Below are 17961 nucleotides of genomic sequence, written 5' to 3' on the forward strand. Positions count from 1 at the left end.
AAACCCAGGCACTGCGGAGGGTGCGGCTGGGGCGGCCGATCAGCACGATCCCGCGAATCAGCGCGGGGCGCGGCATTTTGCAGGCGAACTTTGTGCCCTTCAAGGGATTATGACGGGTGACGGAAAATTAACTACAAGTCACCCCGTGACCGAATGTCGCAACTACTCGAGCGAATCCCTTGCGGGCCGCGCCCGGCAACGCTATTAGCCAAAAATAAAAAATTAACGTATCGGTAGCGTGAATGGAGCGACATTGCTGCGGGGTGAAGGCTGTAGGCCACGTGTTCAGGCGCTTCTAGAACGTTTGTGCAGGCAATAATACAGTCTGTGAATATGCGACAAATACTTATATCTGTAGGGATCTGAATTGACTGACTACGGGGTCAATAATCATCTGTAAGCCTCTATTGTTCTGGGCTATAGCTATGCGCCTGAGTTACCAGCCAGTCCCGGAACGCCTTCATTGAGGCCGATTCAACCTTTCGCTCAGGAATCATCAGGTAATACGCCTTCACGCTTGCCAGAGCCTGAATGTTGGCAATCACGAGGCGCTTCTCCATCAATTCACGCTGAATCAGGAACGGCGGGATCAGCGCAATGCCCATGTCATGCATGGCCGCTTGGGCAAGCATGGAGAATAGCTCGTAGCGAGGGCCTGTCATGTCTCGGGGAATGTTGAGGTGTTGCGAGTCGAACCACTGACGCCATGCATAGGGGCGGGTAGTTTGTTGCAGCAATGGCAGTTCAGCGATTTCAGTGGGTGTAAACGTTGCCCTCTCGCCGAGCAGGACGGGGCTGCACACCGGCATCGGATTTTCGCCCATCAATCTGTGGGATTCGGTACCCGACCAATCCGCGTCACCGAAGTAGATAGCGGCATCGAAGTCGGTGTCGGCGAACAGGAAGGGACGGGTGCGGTTGGTGAGATTGACCGTCACTTCAGGGTGTTTTTGCTGGAAGTCTTTTAGTCTGGGCAGCAACCATTGAGTGCCAAAGGTTGGCACCACGGCCAATTCGATCACGTTGGCGCCCTGCTGGCCCATCACCGACAGCGTGTCTCGTTCAACGGCATCCAGTTGGGTCGCAACCCTGCGACTGTAGGAAAGCCCGGCCTCCGTCAACTTCACTCCACGTCGGGAGCGTCTGAACAATTCCACCCCCAGGAAATCTTCAAGACTGGCGATCTGTCGGCAAATTGCGCCTTGAGTGAGAGAAAGCTCCTGGGCTGCCTTGCTAAAGCTCTCATGGCGGGCTGCGGCTTCAAAGCTGATGAGGGCAGTCGTGCTGGGTATCTTTCTGCGCATGTACGTCAACCTCACATATAAACAGCTTCCAGGCCGCTACTCGATGTTTCGGAGTGAGAAATTAGCACAACAGTATGCGAAATCCTCGTTTGCGCATGCATTGAACCGCGCCTAGCATCAACGCACGTTATTTGACCCGATTCGAGAGGAAACACTCATGGGTGGCAAAGCTAGCTTCAACTGGATCGATCCCCTGCTGCTGGATCAACAGCTCACCGAAGAAGAACGCATGATCCGCGACACCGCCGAGCAATTCGCTCAGCAGAAGCTCGCGCCGCGCGTTCTTGAAGCTTTCCGCCATGAAAAGACTGACCCGGCGATCTTCCGCGAGATGGGTGAAGTCGGCCTGCTGGGTGCCACTATCCCTGAGCAGTACGGCGGCAGCGGGTTGAACTACGTCAGTTACGGATTGATTGCTCGTGAAGTGGAGCGCGTCGATTCGGGCTACCGCTCAATGATGAGCGTGCAATCCTCGCTGGTGATGGTGCCAATCAACGAGTTTGGTACAGAAACCCAGAAGCAGAAATATCTGCCGAAACTGGCGACCGGTGAATGGATTGGCTGCTTCGGTCTGACAGAGCCTGACCATGGTTCTGACCCGGGCGCGATGATTACTCGTGCGCGCAAAGTGGAAGGCGGCTACAGCCTGACCGGCAGCAAGATGTGGATCACCAACAGCCCGATCGCCGATGTGTTCGTGGTTTGGGGCAAGGACGATGCGGGGGACATTCGTGGCTTTGTCCTGGAAAAAGGCTGGAAAGGCCTGAGCGCCCCCGCCATTCACGGCAAGGTCGGTCTGCGTGCGTCCATCACCGGGGAGATTGTCATGGACAACGTGTTTGTCCCCGAGGAGAACATCTTCCCGGACGTCCGTGGTTTGAAAGGTCCTTTTACCTGTCTGAACTCGGCCCGCTATGGTATTTCCTGGGGCGCACTGGGCGCTGCAGAATTCTGCTGGCACACCGCTCGCCAGTACACGCTGGACCGTCAGCAGTTTGGTCGCCCGTTGGCCGCTACTCAGCTGATCCAGAAAAAACTGGCCGACATGCAAACCGAAATCACCTTGGCGTTGCAAGGTTGCCTGCGACTGGGTCGGATGAAGGATGAGGGCACAGCGGCGGTCGAGATCACTTCAATGATGAAGCGTAATTCCTGCGGCAAGTCGCTGGATATCGCGCGCATGGCGCGTGACATGCTGGGTGGCAACGGTATCTCCGATGAATTCGGCGTGGCGCGTCACCTGGTCAATCTGGAAGTGGTGAATACCTATGAGGGTACTCACGACGTGCATGCACTGATCCTTGGTCGTGCACAGACCGGCATCCAGGCGTTCTATTAACAGGAGAACGGCATGGGCGCGCTTTCGCATCTGCGGGTACTGGATTTGTCTCGGGTATTGGCCGGGCCTTGGGCCGGGCAGATACTGGCGGACCTTGGCGCTGAGGTGATCAAGGTCGAGCGTCCGGGTAGTGGCGATGACACACGCGCCTGGGGGCCTCCTTTCTTGAAGGATGCCTATGGCGAGAACACCACTGAGGCCGCCTACTACCTGTCCGCTAACCGAAACAAGCAATCGGTGACCATCGATTTCACCCGCCCTGAAGGGCAGGCACTGGTAAGGGAGCTGGCAGCCAAATCTGACATTCTGATCGAGAATTTCAAGGTGGGAGGTCTGGCGGCATATGGGTTGGACTATGAGTCGCTCAAGGCCGCCAACCCGCGGTTGATCTATTGCTCGATCACGGGGTTTGGCCAGACCGGCCCGTATGCCAAGCGCGCGGGTTACGACTTCATGATTCAGGGGTTGGGCGGTTTGATGAGCCTCACCGGTCGTCCTGAAGGGGATGATGGAGCGGGGCCGGTGAAAGTCGGCGTGGCGTTGACGGACATTCTCACCGGGCTGTATTCAACTGTTGCGATTCTTGCCGCGCTTGCTCATCGGGAACATGTCGGCGGCGGTCAACACATCGATATGGCATTGCTGGATGTTCAGGTGGCGTGCCTGGCTAATCAGGCGATGAATTATCTGAGTACAGGGAACGCACCGAAGCGGTTGGGTAATGCGCACCCGAACATTGTTCCCTACCAGGATTTTCCTACAGCGGATGGCGATTTCATCCTCACCGTGGGCAATGACGGGCAATTTCGCAAGTTCGCAGAGGTGGCGGGTCAGCCGCAGTGGGCAGATGACCCCCGCTTTGCCACCAACAAGTTGCGAGTGGCGAATAGGGCGGTGCTGATTCCGTTGATAAGGCAGGCGACTGTGTTCAAGACTACTGCAGAGTGGGTCGCGCAATTAGAGCAGGCGGGGGTGCCGTGTGGTCCGATCAATGATCTGGCGCAGGTGTTTGCTGATCCCCAGGTCAAGGCGCGTGGCCTGGCTATCGAATTGCCTCATGTGCTGGCGGGGATGGTGCCGCAAGTGGCGAGCCCCATTCGGCTGTCCAAAACGCCTGTCGAATACCGTAATGCGCCGCCGTTGTTGGGTGAGCATACGCTGGACGTGCTGCAGCGGGTGTTGGGCATGGATGCTCGCGCGATAGCGGCTCTTGGGGACGCGGGTGTTCTTTGACTGCGCCTCCTTCTTATAGACGATATCGACGGCAGGTTCAGGCCCTCTATATAGAAGGCAAACTGGCTGTTTCTGTTCTTTCCGCAAGTTATTGATAGAAAAGCGTAATTAGGGGTTGACGGCAAATTCTGGAGGTCTATAATTCGCCCCACTTCCGGCGCAGTCGAAACGGAAAACTCCTTGGTAAACAATGAGTTGCGCAGTTTTCGACAGCAGCTTGCTTCAGATCATCGAAGCCTGGAAGGAGTTGAAAGGGCGGTGTTATTGGGCTCTTTTGACGATTCGATCTTCTCGGTCGAAAGCGGAGAAAAAGAGGTGTTGACAGCAGCGAGTAACGCTGTAGAATTCGCCTCCCGCTAACGAGAGATCGGAAGCGCAAGTGGTTGAAGTTGTTAAGGATTTCCAAGCGAAACTTTGAAAACTTCTTGAAATAACCGCTTGACAGATACACGGAGCGCTGTAAAATGCGCGCCTCGGTTGAGACGAAAGATCTTAACCAACCGCTCTTTAACAACTGAATCAAGCAATTCGTGTGGGTGCTTGTGGAGTCAGACTGATAGTCAACAAGATTATCAGCATCACAAGTTACTCCGCGAGAAATCAAAGATGTAACCAACGATTGCTGAGCCAAGTTTAGGGTTTCTTAAAAACCCAAAGATGTTTGAACTGAAGAGTTTGATCATGGCTCAGATTGAACGCTGGCGGCAGGCCTAACACATGCAAGTCGAGCGGTAGAGAGAAGCTTGCTTCTCTTGAGAGCGGCGGACGGGTGAGTAATGCCTAGGAATCTGCCTGGTAGTGGGGGATAACGCTCGGAAACGGACGCTAATACCGCATACGTCCTACGGGAGAAAGCAGGGGACCTTCGGGCCTTGCGCTATCAGATGAGCCTAGGTCGGATTAGCTAGTTGGTGAGGTAATGGCTCACCAAGGCGACGATCCGTAACTGGTCTGAGAGGATGATCAGTCACACTGGAACTGAGACACGGTCCAGACTCCTACGGGAGGCAGCAGTGGGGAATATTGGACAATGGGCGAAAGCCTGATCCAGCCATGCCGCGTGTGTGAAGAAGGTCTTCGGATTGTAAAGCACTTTAAGTTGGGAGGAAGGGCAGTAAATTAATACTTTGCTGTTTTGACGTTACCGACAGAATAAGCACCGGCTAACTCTGTGCCAGCAGCCGCGGTAATACAGAGGGTGCAAGCGTTAATCGGAATTACTGGGCGTAAAGCGCGCGTAGGTGGTTTGTTAAGTTGGATGTGAAATCCCCGGGCTCAACCTGGGAACTGCATTCAAAACTGACAAGCTAGAGTATGGTAGAGGGTGGTGGAATTTCCTGTGTAGCGGTGAAATGCGTAGATATAGGAAGGAACACCAGTGGCGAAGGCGACCACCTGGACTGATACTGACACTGAGGTGCGAAAGCGTGGGGAGCAAACAGGATTAGATACCCTGGTAGTCCACGCCGTAAACGATGTCAACTAGCCGTTGGGAGCCTTGAGCTCTTAGTGGCGCAGCTAACGCATTAAGTTGACCGCCTGGGGAGTACGGCCGCAAGGTTAAAACTCAAATGAATTGACGGGGGCCCGCACAAGCGGTGGAGCATGTGGTTTAATTCGAAGCAACGCGAAGAACCTTACCAGGCCTTGACATCCAATGAACTTTCCAGAGATGGATTGGTGCCTTCGGGAACATTGAGACAGGTGCTGCATGGCTGTCGTCAGCTCGTGTCGTGAGATGTTGGGTTAAGTCCCGTAACGAGCGCAACCCTTGTCCTTAGTTACCAGCACGTTATGGTGGGCACTCTAAGGAGACTGCCGGTGACAAACCGGAGGAAGGTGGGGATGACGTCAAGTCATCATGGCCCTTACGGCCTGGGCTACACACGTGCTACAATGGTCGGTACAGAGGGTTGCCAAGCCGCGAGGTGGAGCTAATCCCAGAAAACCGATCGTAGTCCGGATCGCAGTCTGCAACTCGACTGCGTGAAGTCGGAATCGCTAGTAATCGCGAATCAGAATGTCGCGGTGAATACGTTCCCGGGCCTTGTACACACCGCCCGTCACACCATGGGAGTGGGTTGCACCAGAAGTAGCTAGTCTAACCTTCGGGAGGACGGTTACCACGGTGTGATTCATGACTGGGGTGAAGTCGTAACAAGGTAGCCGTAGGGGAACCTGCGGCTGGATCACCTCCTTAATCGACGACATCAGCTGCTCCATGAGCTCCCACACGAATTGCTTGATTCATTGAAGAAGACGATAGAAGCAGCTTTAAGCTCCAAGCTGATAGCTCATGGCTAACAGTTACAAGCTCGAAATTGGGTCTGTAGCTCAGTTGGTTAGAGCGCACCCCTGATAAGGGTGAGGTCGGCAGTTCGAATCTGCCCAGACCCACCAATTTTGTTATGGGGCCATAGCTCAGCTGGGAGAGCGCCTGCCTTGCACGCAGGAGGTCAGCGGTTCGATCCCGCTTGGCTCCACCATAAACTGCTTTGTGCCGTTAGAGTTTAGAAATGAGTATTCCATCGAGAATATTGATTTCTAGTCTTTGATTAGATCGTTCTTTAAAAATTTGGGTATGTGATAGAAAGATAGACTGGCCCCCACTTTCACTGGTGGGGCTCAGGCTAAGGTAAAATTTGTGAGTTGCTCTTAAGAGTATTGCGAATTTTCGGCGAATGTCGTCTTCACAGTATAACCAGATTGCTTGGGGTTATATGGTCAAGTGAAGAAGCGCATACGGTGGATGCCTTGGCAGTCAGAGGCGATGAAAGACGTGGTAGCCTGCGAAAAGCTTCGGGGAGTCGGCAAACAGACTTTGATCCGGAGATGTCTGAATGGGGGAACCCACCTAACACAAGTTAGGTATCTTAAGCTGAATACATAGGCTTAAGAAGCGAACCAGGGGAACTGAAACATCTAAGTACCCTGAGGAAAAGAAATCAACCGAGATTCCCTTAGTAGTGGCGAGCGAACGGGGACTAGCCCTTAAGTGGCTTTAAGATTAGCGGAACGCTCTGGAAAGTGCGGCCATAGTGGGTGATAGCCCTGTACGCGAAAATCTTATTGTCATGAAATCGAGTAGGACGGAGCACGAGAAACTTTGTCTGAATATGGGGGGACCATCCTCCAAGGCTAAATACTACTGACTGACCGATAGTGAACTAGTACCGTGAGGGAAAGGCGAAAAGAACCCCGGAGAGGGGAGTGAAATAGATCCTGAAACCGTATGCGTACAAGCAGTGGGAGCCCACTTTGTTGGGTGACTGCGTACCTTTTGTATAATGGGTCAGCGACTTATTTTCAGTGGCGAGCTTAACCGAATAGGGGAGGCGTAGCGAAAGCGAGTCTTAATAGGGCGTCTAGTCGCTGGGAATAGACCCGAAACCGGGCGATCTATCCATGGGCAGGTTGAAGGTTGGGTAACACTAACTGGAGGACCGAACCGACTACCGTTGAAAAGTTAGCGGATGACCTGTGGATCGGAGTGAAAGGCTAATCAAGCTCGGAGATAGCTGGTTCTCCTCGAAAGCTATTTAGGTAGCGCCTCATGTATCACTGTAGGGGGTAGAGCACTGTTTCGGCTAGGGGGTCATCCCGACTTACCAAACCGATGCAAACTCCGAATACCTACAAGTGCCGAGCATGGGAGACACACGGCGGGTGCTAACGTCCGTCGTGAAAAGGGAAACAACCCAGACCGTCAGCTAAGGTCCCAAAGTTATGGTTAAGTGGGAAACGATGTGGGAAGGCTTAGACAGCTAGGAGGTTGGCTTAGAAGCAGCCACCCTTTAAAGAAAGCGTAATAGCTCACTAGTCGAGTCGGCCTGCGCGGAAGATGTAACGGGGCTCAAACCATACACCGAAGCTACGGGTATCACTTAGGTGATGCGGTAGAGGAGCGTTCTGTAAGCCTGTGAAGGTGAGTTGAGAAGCTTGCTGGAGGTATCAGAAGTGCGAATGCTGACATGAGTAACGACAATGGGTGTGAAAAACACCCACGCCGAAAGACCAAGGTTTCCTGCGCAACGTTAATCGACGCAGGGTTAGTCGGTCCCTAAGGCGAGGCTGAAAAGCGTAGTCGATGGAAAACAGGTTAATATTCCTGTACTTCTGGTTATTGCGATGGAGGGACGGAGAAGGCTAGGCCAGCTTGGCGTTGGTTGTCCAAGTTTAAGGTGGTAGGCTGAGATCTTAGGTAAATCCGGGATCTTAAGGCCGAGAGCTGATGACGAGTGTTCTTTTAGAACACGAAGTGGTTGATGCCATGCTTCCAAGAAAAGCTTCTAAGCTTCAGGTAACCAGGAACCGTACCCCAAACCGACACAGGTGGTTGGGTAGAGAATACCAAGGCGCTTGAGAGAACTCGGGTGAAGGAACTAGGCAAAATGGCACCGTAACTTCGGGAGAAGGTGCGCCGGTGAGGGTGAAGGACTTGCTCCGTAAGCTCATGCCGGTCGAAGATACCAGGCCGCTGCGACTGTTTATTAAAAACACAGCACTCTGCAAACACGAAAGTGGACGTATAGGGTGTGACGCCTGCCCGGTGCCGGAAGGTTAATTGATGGGGTTAGCTAACGCGAAGCTCTTGATCGAAGCCCCGGTAAACGGCGGCCGTAACTATAACGGTCCTAAGGTAGCGAAATTCCTTGTCGGGTAAGTTCCGACCTGCACGAATGGCGTAACGATGGCGGCGCTGTCTCCACCCGAGACTCAGTGAAATTGAAATCGCTGTGAAGATGCAGTGTATCCGCGGCTAGACGGAAAGACCCCGTGAACCTTTACTATAGCTTTGCACTGGACTTTGAATTTGCTTGTGTAGGATAGGTGGGAGGCTTTGAAGCGTGGACGCCAGTTCGCGTGGAGCCAACCTTGAAATACCACCCTGGCAACTTTGAGGTTCTAACTCAGGTCCGTTATCCGGATCGAGGACAGTGTATGGTGGGTAGTTTGACTGGGGCGGTCTCCTCCTAAAGAGTAACGGAGGAGTACGAAGGTGCGCTCAGACCGGTCGGAAATCGGTCGTAGAGTATAAAGGCAAAAGCGCGCTTGACTGCGAGACAGACACGTCGAGCAGGTACGAAAGTAGGTCTTAGTGATCCGGTGGTTCTGTATGGAAGGGCCATCGCTCAACGGATAAAAGGTACTCCGGGGATAACAGGCTGATACCGCCCAAGAGTTCATATCGACGGCGGTGTTTGGCACCTCGATGTCGGCTCATCACATCCTGGGGCTGAAGCCGGTCCCAAGGGTATGGCTGTTCGCCATTTAAAGTGGTACGCGAGCTGGGTTTAGAACGTCGTGAGACAGTTCGGTCCCTATCTGCCGTGGACGTTTGAGATTTGAGAGGGGCTGCTCCTAGTACGAGAGGACCGGAGTGGACGAACCTCTGGTGTTCCGGTTGTCACGCCAGTGGCATTGCCGGGTAGCTATGTTCGGAATAGATAACCGCTGAAAGCATCTAAGCGGGAAACTAGCCTCAAGATGAGATCTCACTGGGACCTTGAGTCCCCTGAAGGGCCGTCGAAGACTACGACGTTGATAGGTTGGGTGTGTAAGCGCTGTGAGGCGTTGAGCTAACCAATACTAATTGCCCGTGAGGCTTGACCATATAACACCCAAGCAATTTGCAGGCTTTGAGCTAACAAGCGAAAGAGCACCAGATTGCGGTGTGTGAAGACGACATGAACCGAAAGTTCGCAGGTTGTACTCACCAGCAGCACACAAACTATCGCATACCCATTCGCTGGAGCGTGAACCTGAAAAGGCCCACGACCTGGCTACCGAATTTCTTGACGACCATAGAGCATTGGAACCACCTGATCCCATCCCGAACTCAGCAGTGAAACGATGCATCGCCGATGGTAGTGTGGGGTTTCCCCATGTGAGAGTAGGTCATCGTCAAGATTAAATTCCAAAACCCCTATCTGCGTATGCAGGTAGGGGTTTTGTTTTAGTAGAAGTCACCAATTTTTACCGGCACGTTCTTGTAACGGGCAGGTCACAGAATTTCTTGACGACCATAGAGCATTGGAACCACCTGATCCCATCCCGAACTCAGCAGTGAAACGATGCATCGCCGATGGTAGTGTGGGGTTTCCCCATGTGAGAGTAGGTCATCGTCAAGATTTAATCCCAGAACCCCTGTCTGCTAACGCAGACAGGGGTTTTGTCGTTTTGGTCTGGTTAGAGGCGGCCCTGCCCGTGAAGGTGCCGGACAAGCACTGTTCAATACGAGCCTTACGTGAATAACTTCAAAACATTCCCCATCGCATCGTCCGCAAACCCCTGCACGAATGCCTTGAACGCCGGTAGCTCAACTTCACCGGTTTGCACCGGTTCGGCAATGATCGTCCAGGTCGCGCGTGAAGTGTCTGCACTCAACGGCTCAACACTCATCGCTGCCCACAGGTTGGCCACGCCCAAGGTGTTATAGATTGTTGACCAGGTCATGTTCAGCGCCTGGTCGTCTCGCGAGTTCAATTGCTCGACCACCAGATTGCCGTCACTAAAGAACTTCTTGCGCAGGGACGAGACGCCTTCGCCCGTCATCTCGATGTGCGACAACGCTGGAATAAAGGCGTCGAAGCCAGCAAAGTTGCCGACTATTGCCCAGACCTTAGATGCTCCCGCCGGTACTTCTACGGACGATACAACCTGGCAGCCTTGGGGATTTCTGACGAGGGTATCGGGTTGCAGATTTTTCATGATATTGCTCCGCTTGAGTGACTTAGATGAAGTTGATTTCTTTGAGGTAGTCGCATCCCCGCCGCAGCAGTGCCGCAGATTTTTCCGGGTAGCACGCGCCCATTCGCCGTACGCCGGCGTGGGCGTTGGCATTTCCGATCATCGAGATGTCGCCAATGTCTTCTTCAAAGCCATTGAGGTAGAAACCGAGCACGCCAAACAGCGCGTTGTTGCTATCAACCCGACTTAGCTGTTGCTGCCAGTCGGCAACGCTGACCATGGAGAACTCCCGACCGGTTTCGCGAAAGGAGGCGACATAGGTGTCCCAGCTCAAAGGTCGCGGATTGTGCAGGTTGAATACCGCCTTTTCAGGCTGATGGCGGCCGGCATGGAAGGCGATGAAACGGGCGAGAAAGTCCACCGGCATCAAATCAAAGTTGAGCGCGAACTCCGGGACTTGTCCCAGTTGGATTGACCCCTTGAGCATCAACATCAAACGGTTTTTGTGCGGTTGGCAGACACCACTCACACTGTTGAAACTGATGTTGCCGGGGCGGTACAGATTGACCCGCACACCCCGCTCGCGCGCGCGCTCCAGGATGCGTTCGGCGACCCACTTCGACAGGTTGTAGCCATTCTTGATGAAGATCGGAGGAGTCGGAGCCGCGGGTAATTCGAGCACCCTGCCATCGCTGGCGATTGTGCTCGACGCTGATAGCGTGGAAACGAAGTTGAAGATTTTTTTACTGCGTCCCTCGCACAATCGCAAGCATTCGAATATTGGTTCAACGTTGTCTCTGGCCAGCGACTCGTAATCGAGCACGTGATTGACGTACGCCGCGTTGTGCACCAGTGCGCCATATTCCTGGTCAAGACGCTCGTAGTCGTTTGCCGAAAGCCCTAGCGATGGGCGCGTGATATCCGCCGTATACACGCGCACCCGGCTCATATCCAGGTGCTCCAAACGATTGTCTCGCAGCGACTGAGTGAACCGTTCAGCCGCCGTTTTCCCCGCGCCTTCGCGTACCAGACAAGCCACTTCACTCGCCCCCCACGCCAGCAATGCTTCGACGATGTGAACGCCGACAAAGCTGTTGGCGCCGGTAACGATGACTTTGTGCACGTCGCCCATGCGACTGACCGGTAAAGTCTGCAGATCCAGTTCACGGCAGGCATCGGCCAGTGCCTGTTGGCTCAGTACTTCCTCGGTGCCATTGCCACGGACCAGTGTTGCCAGCTTTGCGATGGTCGGCAGTTCGATGAAGCGGTTGATGGAGATGCTGCGACCGAACTCTTCCCGCAAGCGCAGCAACATGCGCGACAGCAAAATCGAATGGCCGCCCAGATTGAAGAAGCTTTCGTCGGTAGAAATCTCGCTGGTCGGCAATTCCAGCAGCTCGGCCCAGATGTCGACCAACAGCGCTTCGTCGGCGCTGGCCGGCCCACGCCGTTGCGGGTTATCGACGATGTTGACGGGCAACTCCAGCAGAGCCTTGCGATCCACCTTGCCGTTGCTGGCAAAGGGCATACTTGCCAGTTCCATCCACGCCGTGGGCTGCATATAGTCAGGCAGAAATTGCCTCGCGTGCGTCTTCAATGCTTCAAGTGCGGCACCCGGTTGTTCCTCCCGAGGTTGCGCAAGGAATACGAGAATCCGTCGTTGAAGGTCGATGGCCACCGTCACCTGCCGGTACAACTGACTATCACGCAGGCAGCGCTCAATTTCTTCCGGCTCGACCCTAAACCCACGGATCTTTACCTGATTGTCCAACCGGCCGCACAGCTCGATCCCGTCTGCCGTCCACTTGCCCGTATCGCCGGTGCGATAGGCCCGCAAACACCGCCCATCCGGCAGTCTGAGATTCAGATACCGTTCAGCCGTCTGCTGCGGATTGTTCAGATAACCCAGGCACACACCCGGCCCGACGATAAACAGCTCTGCGACGACTTGCTCGGCGACCGGCTGCAAATTTTCATCCAGAATCAATATCTGGCTATTGGCGATCGGTGCGCCGAGGGTGCGGTTATTGTCACCGTGGCGCAGTTGTCTTGCAGTGATCAGTACAGTGGCTTCGGTCGGGCCGTAAAGGTTGTAGAGCTTGCCCTCGCGGGTCAGTTGCTCGATAACCCAGGGCTCGCAGACATCACCGCCGGTCATCACGTGATCGAGCCCCTGCAGTTGATCCAGCGGCAGAATGCTCAACAACGCTGGCGGCACAAACGCGTGGCTCAATTTCTGCTGGCGGATGAGTTCGACCAGTTGCAGCGGGTCACGCCGTTGATCGTCGTTGGGCACGACCAGCGCGGCGCCTTGCAACAGGGTCGGAAAGATATCAATCAGCGAGGAATCGAAACCCAGCGACGAGAACTGCAACACACGGCTGCGCTCGTCCAGTTGCACATAGGCGGCGTACCACGCGGTGAAGTGCGCCAGGTTTGCCTGGCTGAGCAACACGCCTTTTGGACGGCCCGTGGTGCCCGAGGTATAAAGCGCCATGCACGGAGCCTCCGGGGCCAGTTGCCGGCGCATCAGTGGTTGATCGATGGCCAGCTTTTCAGGGTCGATTGCGGTGATGTCCAGGCCGGGCATCTCGGTCGCGAGTGGGTGCTGGCCGTCGTGCAGCAACAACACCGCCCCTGCATCCGCCAGAATGTAACGCTGACGCTCCAAGGGGTGGTCAGGTTCCAGCGGCAGGTAAACAGCGCCGCTGCCAAGAATCGCCAGAATCCCGGCGTACAAGGCGCTGCATTTTGGCAAACAAATCCCCACCACCATCGGCCCTTCGTGCTGCCCTGAAACGGCTTGCAAGCGCTGCTGAATCGCGCAGCTGTGAGCGTGCAATTGACGATAGGTCAGGCTTGTGCCGGCGATATGCAAGGCTGGTCGGTCGGCGGACTCTATGAAGCGCTGTTCGAGTCGCTTAATGATTGGAAGCCGGGCGATTTCCAGCAGCCCGGGCTCTGCTGTCGCGTTGAAGCGGTGGACGTAGGCCAGGTTTTGTAGGAACAGCAAACCCTCCACCTTTTCAACATCGACTGGGGTCGCAGGCTCGGCCTGCAGGAAATACTCCGCGTCCCGCGAAAAACGGCTGACCAGCAATGCCACGTGATCTACCAGCTCGGCGACCGTGCGCTGACGCAGGGCCTGTCCGTTACCTGACGGTTCGTCGGCAATCGGCACACGACTGAGCAGTCTCGAACCGTACAGACACAGCAGGTCCAGCGGCGGCAATCCAGACCGGCCCGGCACGCTGACCCCCAGGCACACTGTGAGCCGCGGCGTATTGTCAAAATTCTGCAGGGGCAGGCTCGCATCGTCGATCCACAGGTGAAACTGGTCTGGCGGTTGCACGTCGAGAGCCGTCGACCGCCTCACCGTATGCCCGTGATGTTCAAGTTCGAGGGCCAGGTCGGCCAACGCCTGGCTACGACCGATAAGCAAAATGTCGAGACGTCTCATGCAGTGCTCCTCGTTAAACCAGGTAATCGCTCAAGGCGACCTGAATACACGGCGAATCCAGCAACGAACTGTTGCGAAAAAAACGCACGATGTTGGCGACCAAGGGATGATGTCGGCTGATCGGGAAAGCCATTGCGGACACTTCGCTACTGAGCGCGCCGCGCACGGTGTCACTGATCTGCAGGGATTGAATCAGGCGCAAGTCGAACGATTTCTGGATGTCGTTGGTCAGGTAATGGCCGATGAACACCGGCAGAATCTGCGCGACGCATTGGCGGTCATTTTCGTTCGCGGTTTGCCAGTAGATACGCACCAGACGTGACCAGAATCCCGAGTGCCGACCCTCGTCAAGCAGGTGATCGGCCATCAAGCCCTTGATCGATTGCTTGACCGTGTCGTCTTTTGCGAACGCCGCCACATCGCCGGTCACGGTGTTCTCGGCAATGGCTACGCAGATCAACTCGATCACACCGCGCAAGTGCTCGGGGGCGAGTGCGACGGCGGCCGGAATCGCCCGGCTCAGCTCGATTTCGCCCGGCAGCTCGATCGGTGAGATGCCGGTCATGGCGACGGTTTGTTGCATGAAGTCCATCGCCACCAGCGCGTGGTAATCCTCGTCCACCACCACGGTCATCGCGTCGTAGCGACAGGCGAACGGGAAGGCCACTGGAAAACGGTTTTTGGCGATGTTGCGGGCGGTCTTGTCGACGATTTCGGTTTCGAAAATCACCACGTCGTTGATGAATTTGTAGAGCGTCTGCACCAGGGCGAAATCGCGTTGCCCGGGGCATTCGCGCAGGAAGGTTTCGTTTAGTACCAGCGGTTGGCGGCTCAACGGATAAATCAGTTTTTCGTCGTTCTCCAAAATGCGGCGCGGGCGGGTGCGGATGGTGGCGTGGCTTTCCCAGGCCTCGGCAAAGGATTGGTAATCGGCAGCGTTCATGCGTTCACCTGCGCAGCCGGCTCGTGCATGCTCAGGCGCAGACCGTCCCATAGCGCGAGACGGCTCTCCACGGCCGCAATGGCGCTGGCGTAAACATCTTTCTCGCGTTGCGGATCACCCTCCACCAACCGGGCGAGCAGTTCTTCCGCCGCTGGGCCGTGGTCTTCGGAGTCGACGTCGATGTGCCGCTGCAAGTAATAACGGAAGGTCGGCGCCTGCTCGATGCCGATGCCCCAGTCGTCGAGAATCCGCTGGAACATCTGCGGGATGACACTCTCTCGACCATGCAGAAATGCCGCCGCCACGCTATGACCAGGCGCGTTCAGCGCGGTGTGCAAGGTGTGCCGCACAAAACGCGCAGTGGCCGGCGCGACGTCGACGCTCTGCAACGCCACGTCGTAGCTGACGCCCTCTTGTTGCAGGCGGATGAAGCGTTCGATGGCCGCTGTATTTGCGCCCACTTCGCGCATTGCATCCAGGTACAACTCGAAATGACTGGAATGGCCGTTTGTCAGACGGTCATCGGACTCTTCGCCCAGTACAATCTCGTTGATCAACCGTGCCGCCTCTGGATCTCGCGGCGGCAACCATGGCAGCTGAACGCAGGTCAGTTCCTGTTGCAGCCGTTTGGTCAGCGACATGAAATCCCATACTGCAAAAACATGCGCTTCCATAAACCGTCGTAATACCGGAAGTGAATGTATCTCAGAGAAAACAGGATGGGCGCCAAGTTCCAGTTTCTTCTGATCTAGACGGTGCCTTGTTGGATTCATTGTGTGACCTTTAGTCGTCTGAATAACAGTGGGGGGAAGTGTCTTGTTGGTTTCTGTAAGTTTTCTCTTGGCGAACGAGTTCCTCGAACGAAATAACGTGGATTCGTCGGCAGAGCCATGCGTTATGCGGTGTTGCGCCGGGTTCGGTGGCGGCTGATGAAAACTAATACATGAAGAAAGTTTCGGGCAAGTTATTTTTGTATTATTTAAAGCCGGTAATTATCAGGGCGCGACAAGTTCCAGTAAAACTTCCGGAAGAGGTTTTATTTTGGCGTAGTTACTCCTTCCGGCTTATATAAGTCAGAATTAAAATAAAGAGTGAATGCCTCACTCGAAGCAACTTTCAAATGGCACATCATTGAGGTGGTTTGAGGTGGAAGTTGGCGAGACGCCGCAGCTTCCTTTCCCGTGACAAGACTCCTTCCGTAGGTTCTTGATGGGCAGACGCGAAGCGTCAGCCGTTGATCGTGCATAAGCAGTCCAAGAGTGAGCGTAATTCAAGGCAGCCGCTATCACTGACGCGTCGGCAGGAGCGAGCCTGAATTAACGCGTGGTTTGCTGGTGCGCAGGCTGGATCAGGAGTGGGCAAGCAGATGGACCTGCTCGCCGAAAGGCACTGCGATTATCTCGAGGTTTTTCTGTTTTGAGCTTCTGGACTGGCCAGGTAGCGGGTAATGACCTCGACGCCACGATTGAGGTGCGATTCAAGCATCTTCACCGAACGTTCGATGTCGCGGTCTTTCACGGCTTGCAGCATGGCACGGTGATCTTCCTGGGAAAGCTTGCCCAGCCCCATCGCTTCCAGATTGAAACGCAGGAAGCGTTCTTCTTCGTTCAGCCCGTCTTCCACCAGGCGTAGAAGCCGGCGGTTGGGCGCCTTGGCGTACAGCGCCATGTGGAAGAGGCGATTGAGCCTCCCGATCTCGGTGTAATCGTGCTCTGTTTCCAGCTCGTCGATATAGCGCGCGGCCAGTTCCATGTCCTCGTCGGTGAGCAAGGGGATCGACAGACGCAAGGCTTCTGACTCGAGCAAAATTCGCAGCGCGTAGGTTTCCACTGCATCGCCCTGAACCAATGGCGCTACCACCGCGCCTTTATGGGCGATGACATTGAGCAGCGATTGCGCTTCGAGCTGGCGCAAGGCTTCACGTACGGGCATGCGACTGACGCCGAACAGATCGGCCAGGTCTTGTTGGCGAAGCGCCGTACCGCACGGGATGCGACCATCGAGAATCGCTGCGCGCAGGGTTTCTTCTATCACCGAGCGGGCCAGGTGCGCGGGGATAGGTGCGTTCACCTTGATGCTATGGAGCGGATTGGGCTTGTGTGTCACGAAGCGCACCCTGACTGTAAATTCTGGATCCGAGGGGACACTAGTGAGTGCCCGCCGGGATGTCAAACCCACCACAGTTCATTCTCCAGCTTAGTCGGTCGACGGTGATCGCACCGTGCCATTGTCTTTTAACCGGCTAACCTTCAACATCAATCGATTCCACCTGCCTACCTGGACGTCTTGCATTGTCGGTAAGTTTCGCGATCCCTCGGATATTGCGCTGGCTGTGCTGCGCGTTGCTGCTCGCCGGCGTTTTGCCGGGCGGTCTGCATGCCGATTGGGATTTTTCCGTGATCAGCCGCAAGGCGCAGGCCTTATACGGGCCCCTGGGCGATGGCCAGCGGCGCATCGATGCCTGGCAACAGTTGCTGGCCACGCAAAAGCAGATCAGCGAGCTGGAGCAGCTCAATGTGGTCAACCAGTTCTTCAACAGGCAGGTACGGTACGAAGAAGACACTGATTTGTGGCATGCGGTCGACTACTGGGAAACGCCGATCGAAGCGCTGTGGAAAGGTGCCGGGGACTGCGAGGATTACGCGATCGCCAAGTACTTCAGTTTGCGCCGCCTGGGCGTTTCCAGCGCCAAGTTGCGCATCACTTACGTCAAAGCCGTGAGCCTGAACCGCGCTCATATGGTGCTGACTTACTATGCCAGCCCTGACGCCATGCCGCTGGTACTCGACAGCTTGATCGATTCGATAAAGCCTGCGAGCCAGCGAACCGATCTTTTGCCCGTCTACTCTTTCAATGCCGAAGGGGTATGGTTGCCGGGTGCGAAGGGCAATAAGAAAGTAAGCGATACCAAGCGTTTGTCGCGCTGGCAGGATGTGTTGAAAAAAATGCAGGCAGAAGGTTTTCCGGTCGAGACGACTAACTAGGAGCACGC

At 55.2% G+C, this 17961-nt stretch carries 9 protein-coding genes, 2 tRNA genes and 4 rRNA genes; 9 read left to right on the forward strand and 6 right to left on the reverse strand.

Features of this window, described 5'->3' with window-relative positions:
• Window positions 1–404: 404 nt before the first annotated feature.
• Window positions 405–1304: a LysR family transcriptional regulator gene (locus tag ACYZT1_RS01390; protein ID WP_462019326.1), complete on the reverse strand. Its 900-nt coding sequence runs from the start codon at window positions 1302–1304 to the stop codon at window positions 405–407.
• 157 nt (window positions 1305–1461) lie between these two features.
• Here ACYZT1_RS01390 and ACYZT1_RS01395 point away from each other — a divergent pair, with 157 nt between their 5' ends.
• The 8 genes from ACYZT1_RS01395 (at window position 1462) to rrf (ACYZT1_RS01430) (ending at window position 10007) form a co-directional block, all read left to right on the forward strand.
• On the forward strand, window positions 1462–2643 hold the full coding sequence (locus ACYZT1_RS01395) for an acyl-CoA dehydrogenase (protein WP_462017328.1): 1182 nt from the start codon (window positions 1462–1464) through the stop codon (window positions 2641–2643).
• A gap of 12 nt (window positions 2644–2655) precedes the next feature.
• On the forward strand, window positions 2656–3876 hold the full coding sequence (locus ACYZT1_RS01400; protein WP_462017329.1) for a CaiB/BaiF CoA transferase family protein: 1221 nt from the start codon (window positions 2656–2658) through the stop codon (window positions 3874–3876).
• Window positions 3877–4539: 663 nt separating this feature from the next.
• A 16S ribosomal RNA gene (locus tag ACYZT1_RS01405) occupies window positions 4540–6076 on the forward strand.
• A gap of 123 nt (window positions 6077–6199) precedes the next feature.
• Window positions 6200–6276: transfer RNA gene (locus ACYZT1_RS01410), tRNA-Ile, on the forward strand.
• A 10-nt stretch (window positions 6277–6286) separates the two neighbouring features.
• Window positions 6287–6362, forward strand: a tRNA-Ala gene (locus ACYZT1_RS01415).
• A 236-nt stretch (window positions 6363–6598) separates the two neighbouring features.
• A 23S ribosomal RNA gene (locus ACYZT1_RS01420) occupies window positions 6599–9490 on the forward strand.
• A 180-nt stretch (window positions 9491–9670) separates the two neighbouring features.
• A 5S ribosomal RNA gene (rrf, locus tag ACYZT1_RS01425) occupies window positions 9671–9786 on the forward strand.
• A 105-nt stretch (window positions 9787–9891) separates the two neighbouring features.
• A 5S ribosomal RNA gene (rrf, locus tag ACYZT1_RS01430) occupies window positions 9892–10007 on the forward strand.
• Together the 16S, 23S and 5S rRNA genes with 2 tRNA genes alongside form the textbook arrangement of a ribosomal RNA operon.
• A 112-nt stretch (window positions 10008–10119) precedes the next feature.
• On the opposite strand, the gene ACYZT1_RS01435 is transcribed toward rrf (ACYZT1_RS01430), so the two are convergent.
• The 5 genes from ACYZT1_RS01435 to ACYZT1_RS01455 all read right to left on the reverse strand — a co-directional run bounded on the left by ACYZT1_RS01435 (window position 10120) and on the right by ACYZT1_RS01455 (window position 17075).
• The gene (locus tag ACYZT1_RS01435; protein ID WP_462017330.1) at window positions 10120–10587 is read right to left on the reverse strand and encodes an SRPBCC family protein; all 468 of its coding nucleotides are present in this window, start codon (window positions 10585–10587) and stop codon (window positions 10120–10122) included.
• Window positions 10588–10609: 22 nt separating this feature from the next.
• Window positions 10610–14026, reverse strand: a complete 3417-nt coding sequence (locus tag ACYZT1_RS01440) for an amino acid adenylation domain-containing protein (RefSeq protein WP_462017331.1) — start codon at window positions 14024–14026, stop codon at window positions 10610–10612.
• 13 nt (window positions 14027–14039) lie between these two features.
• Window positions 14040–14969: a diiron oxygenase gene (locus tag ACYZT1_RS01445; RefSeq protein ID WP_462017332.1), complete on the reverse strand. Its 930-nt coding sequence runs from the start codon at window positions 14967–14969 to the stop codon at window positions 14040–14042.
• On the reverse strand, window positions 14966–15742 hold the full coding sequence (locus ACYZT1_RS01450) for a DUF3050 domain-containing protein (RefSeq protein WP_462017333.1): 777 nt from the start codon (window positions 15740–15742) through the stop codon (window positions 14966–14968). The genes ACYZT1_RS01445 and ACYZT1_RS01450 overlap by 4 nt, the downstream gene beginning before the upstream one ends.
• 622 nt (window positions 15743–16364) lie before the next feature.
• Complete coding sequence (locus ACYZT1_RS01455) at window positions 16365–17075, reverse strand: GntR family transcriptional regulator (RefSeq protein WP_462017334.1); 711 nt, start codon at window positions 17073–17075, stop codon at window positions 16365–16367.
• Between the two features lie 185 nt (window positions 17076–17260).
• Between ACYZT1_RS01455 and lapG the strand changes: the two genes are divergently transcribed.
• Window positions 17261–17953, forward strand: coding sequence for a cysteine protease LapG (lapG, locus tag ACYZT1_RS01460; protein ID WP_462017335.1), 693 nt, complete (start codon window positions 17261–17263; stop codon window positions 17951–17953).
• Window positions 17954–17961: the final 8 nt, after the last annotated feature.

This window comes from Pseudomonas sp. PB3P13, assembly GCF_054897735.1.

What these genes read in the sequence shown, in the direction of transcription:
- ACYZT1_RS01395 (WP_462017328.1), top strand. Translation starts at nt 1,462, where the DNA reads ATGGGTGGCAAAGCTAGCTTCAACTGGATCGATCCCCTGCTGCTGGAT.
- ACYZT1_RS01390 (WP_462019326.1), bottom strand. Translation starts at nt 1,304, where the DNA reads ATGCGCAGAAAGATACCCAGCACGACTGCCCTCATCAGCTTTGAAGCC.
- ACYZT1_RS01440 (WP_462017331.1), bottom strand. Translation starts at nt 14,026, where the DNA reads ATGAGACGTCTCGACATTTTGCTTATCGGTCGTAGCCAGGCGTTGGCC.
- ACYZT1_RS01445 (WP_462017332.1), bottom strand. Translation starts at nt 14,969, where the DNA reads ATGAACGCTGCCGATTACCAATCCTTTGCCGAGGCCTGGGAAAGCCAC.
- ACYZT1_RS01435 (WP_462017330.1), bottom strand. Translation starts at nt 10,587, where the DNA reads ATGAAAAATCTGCAACCCGATACCCTCGTCAGAAATCCCCAAGGCTGC.
- ACYZT1_RS01450 (WP_462017333.1), bottom strand. Translation starts at nt 15,742, where the DNA reads ATGAATCCAACAAGGCACCGTCTAGATCAGAAGAAACTGGAACTTGGC.
- ACYZT1_RS01400 (WP_462017329.1), top strand. Translation starts at nt 2,656, where the DNA reads ATGGGCGCGCTTTCGCATCTGCGGGTACTGGATTTGTCTCGGGTATTG.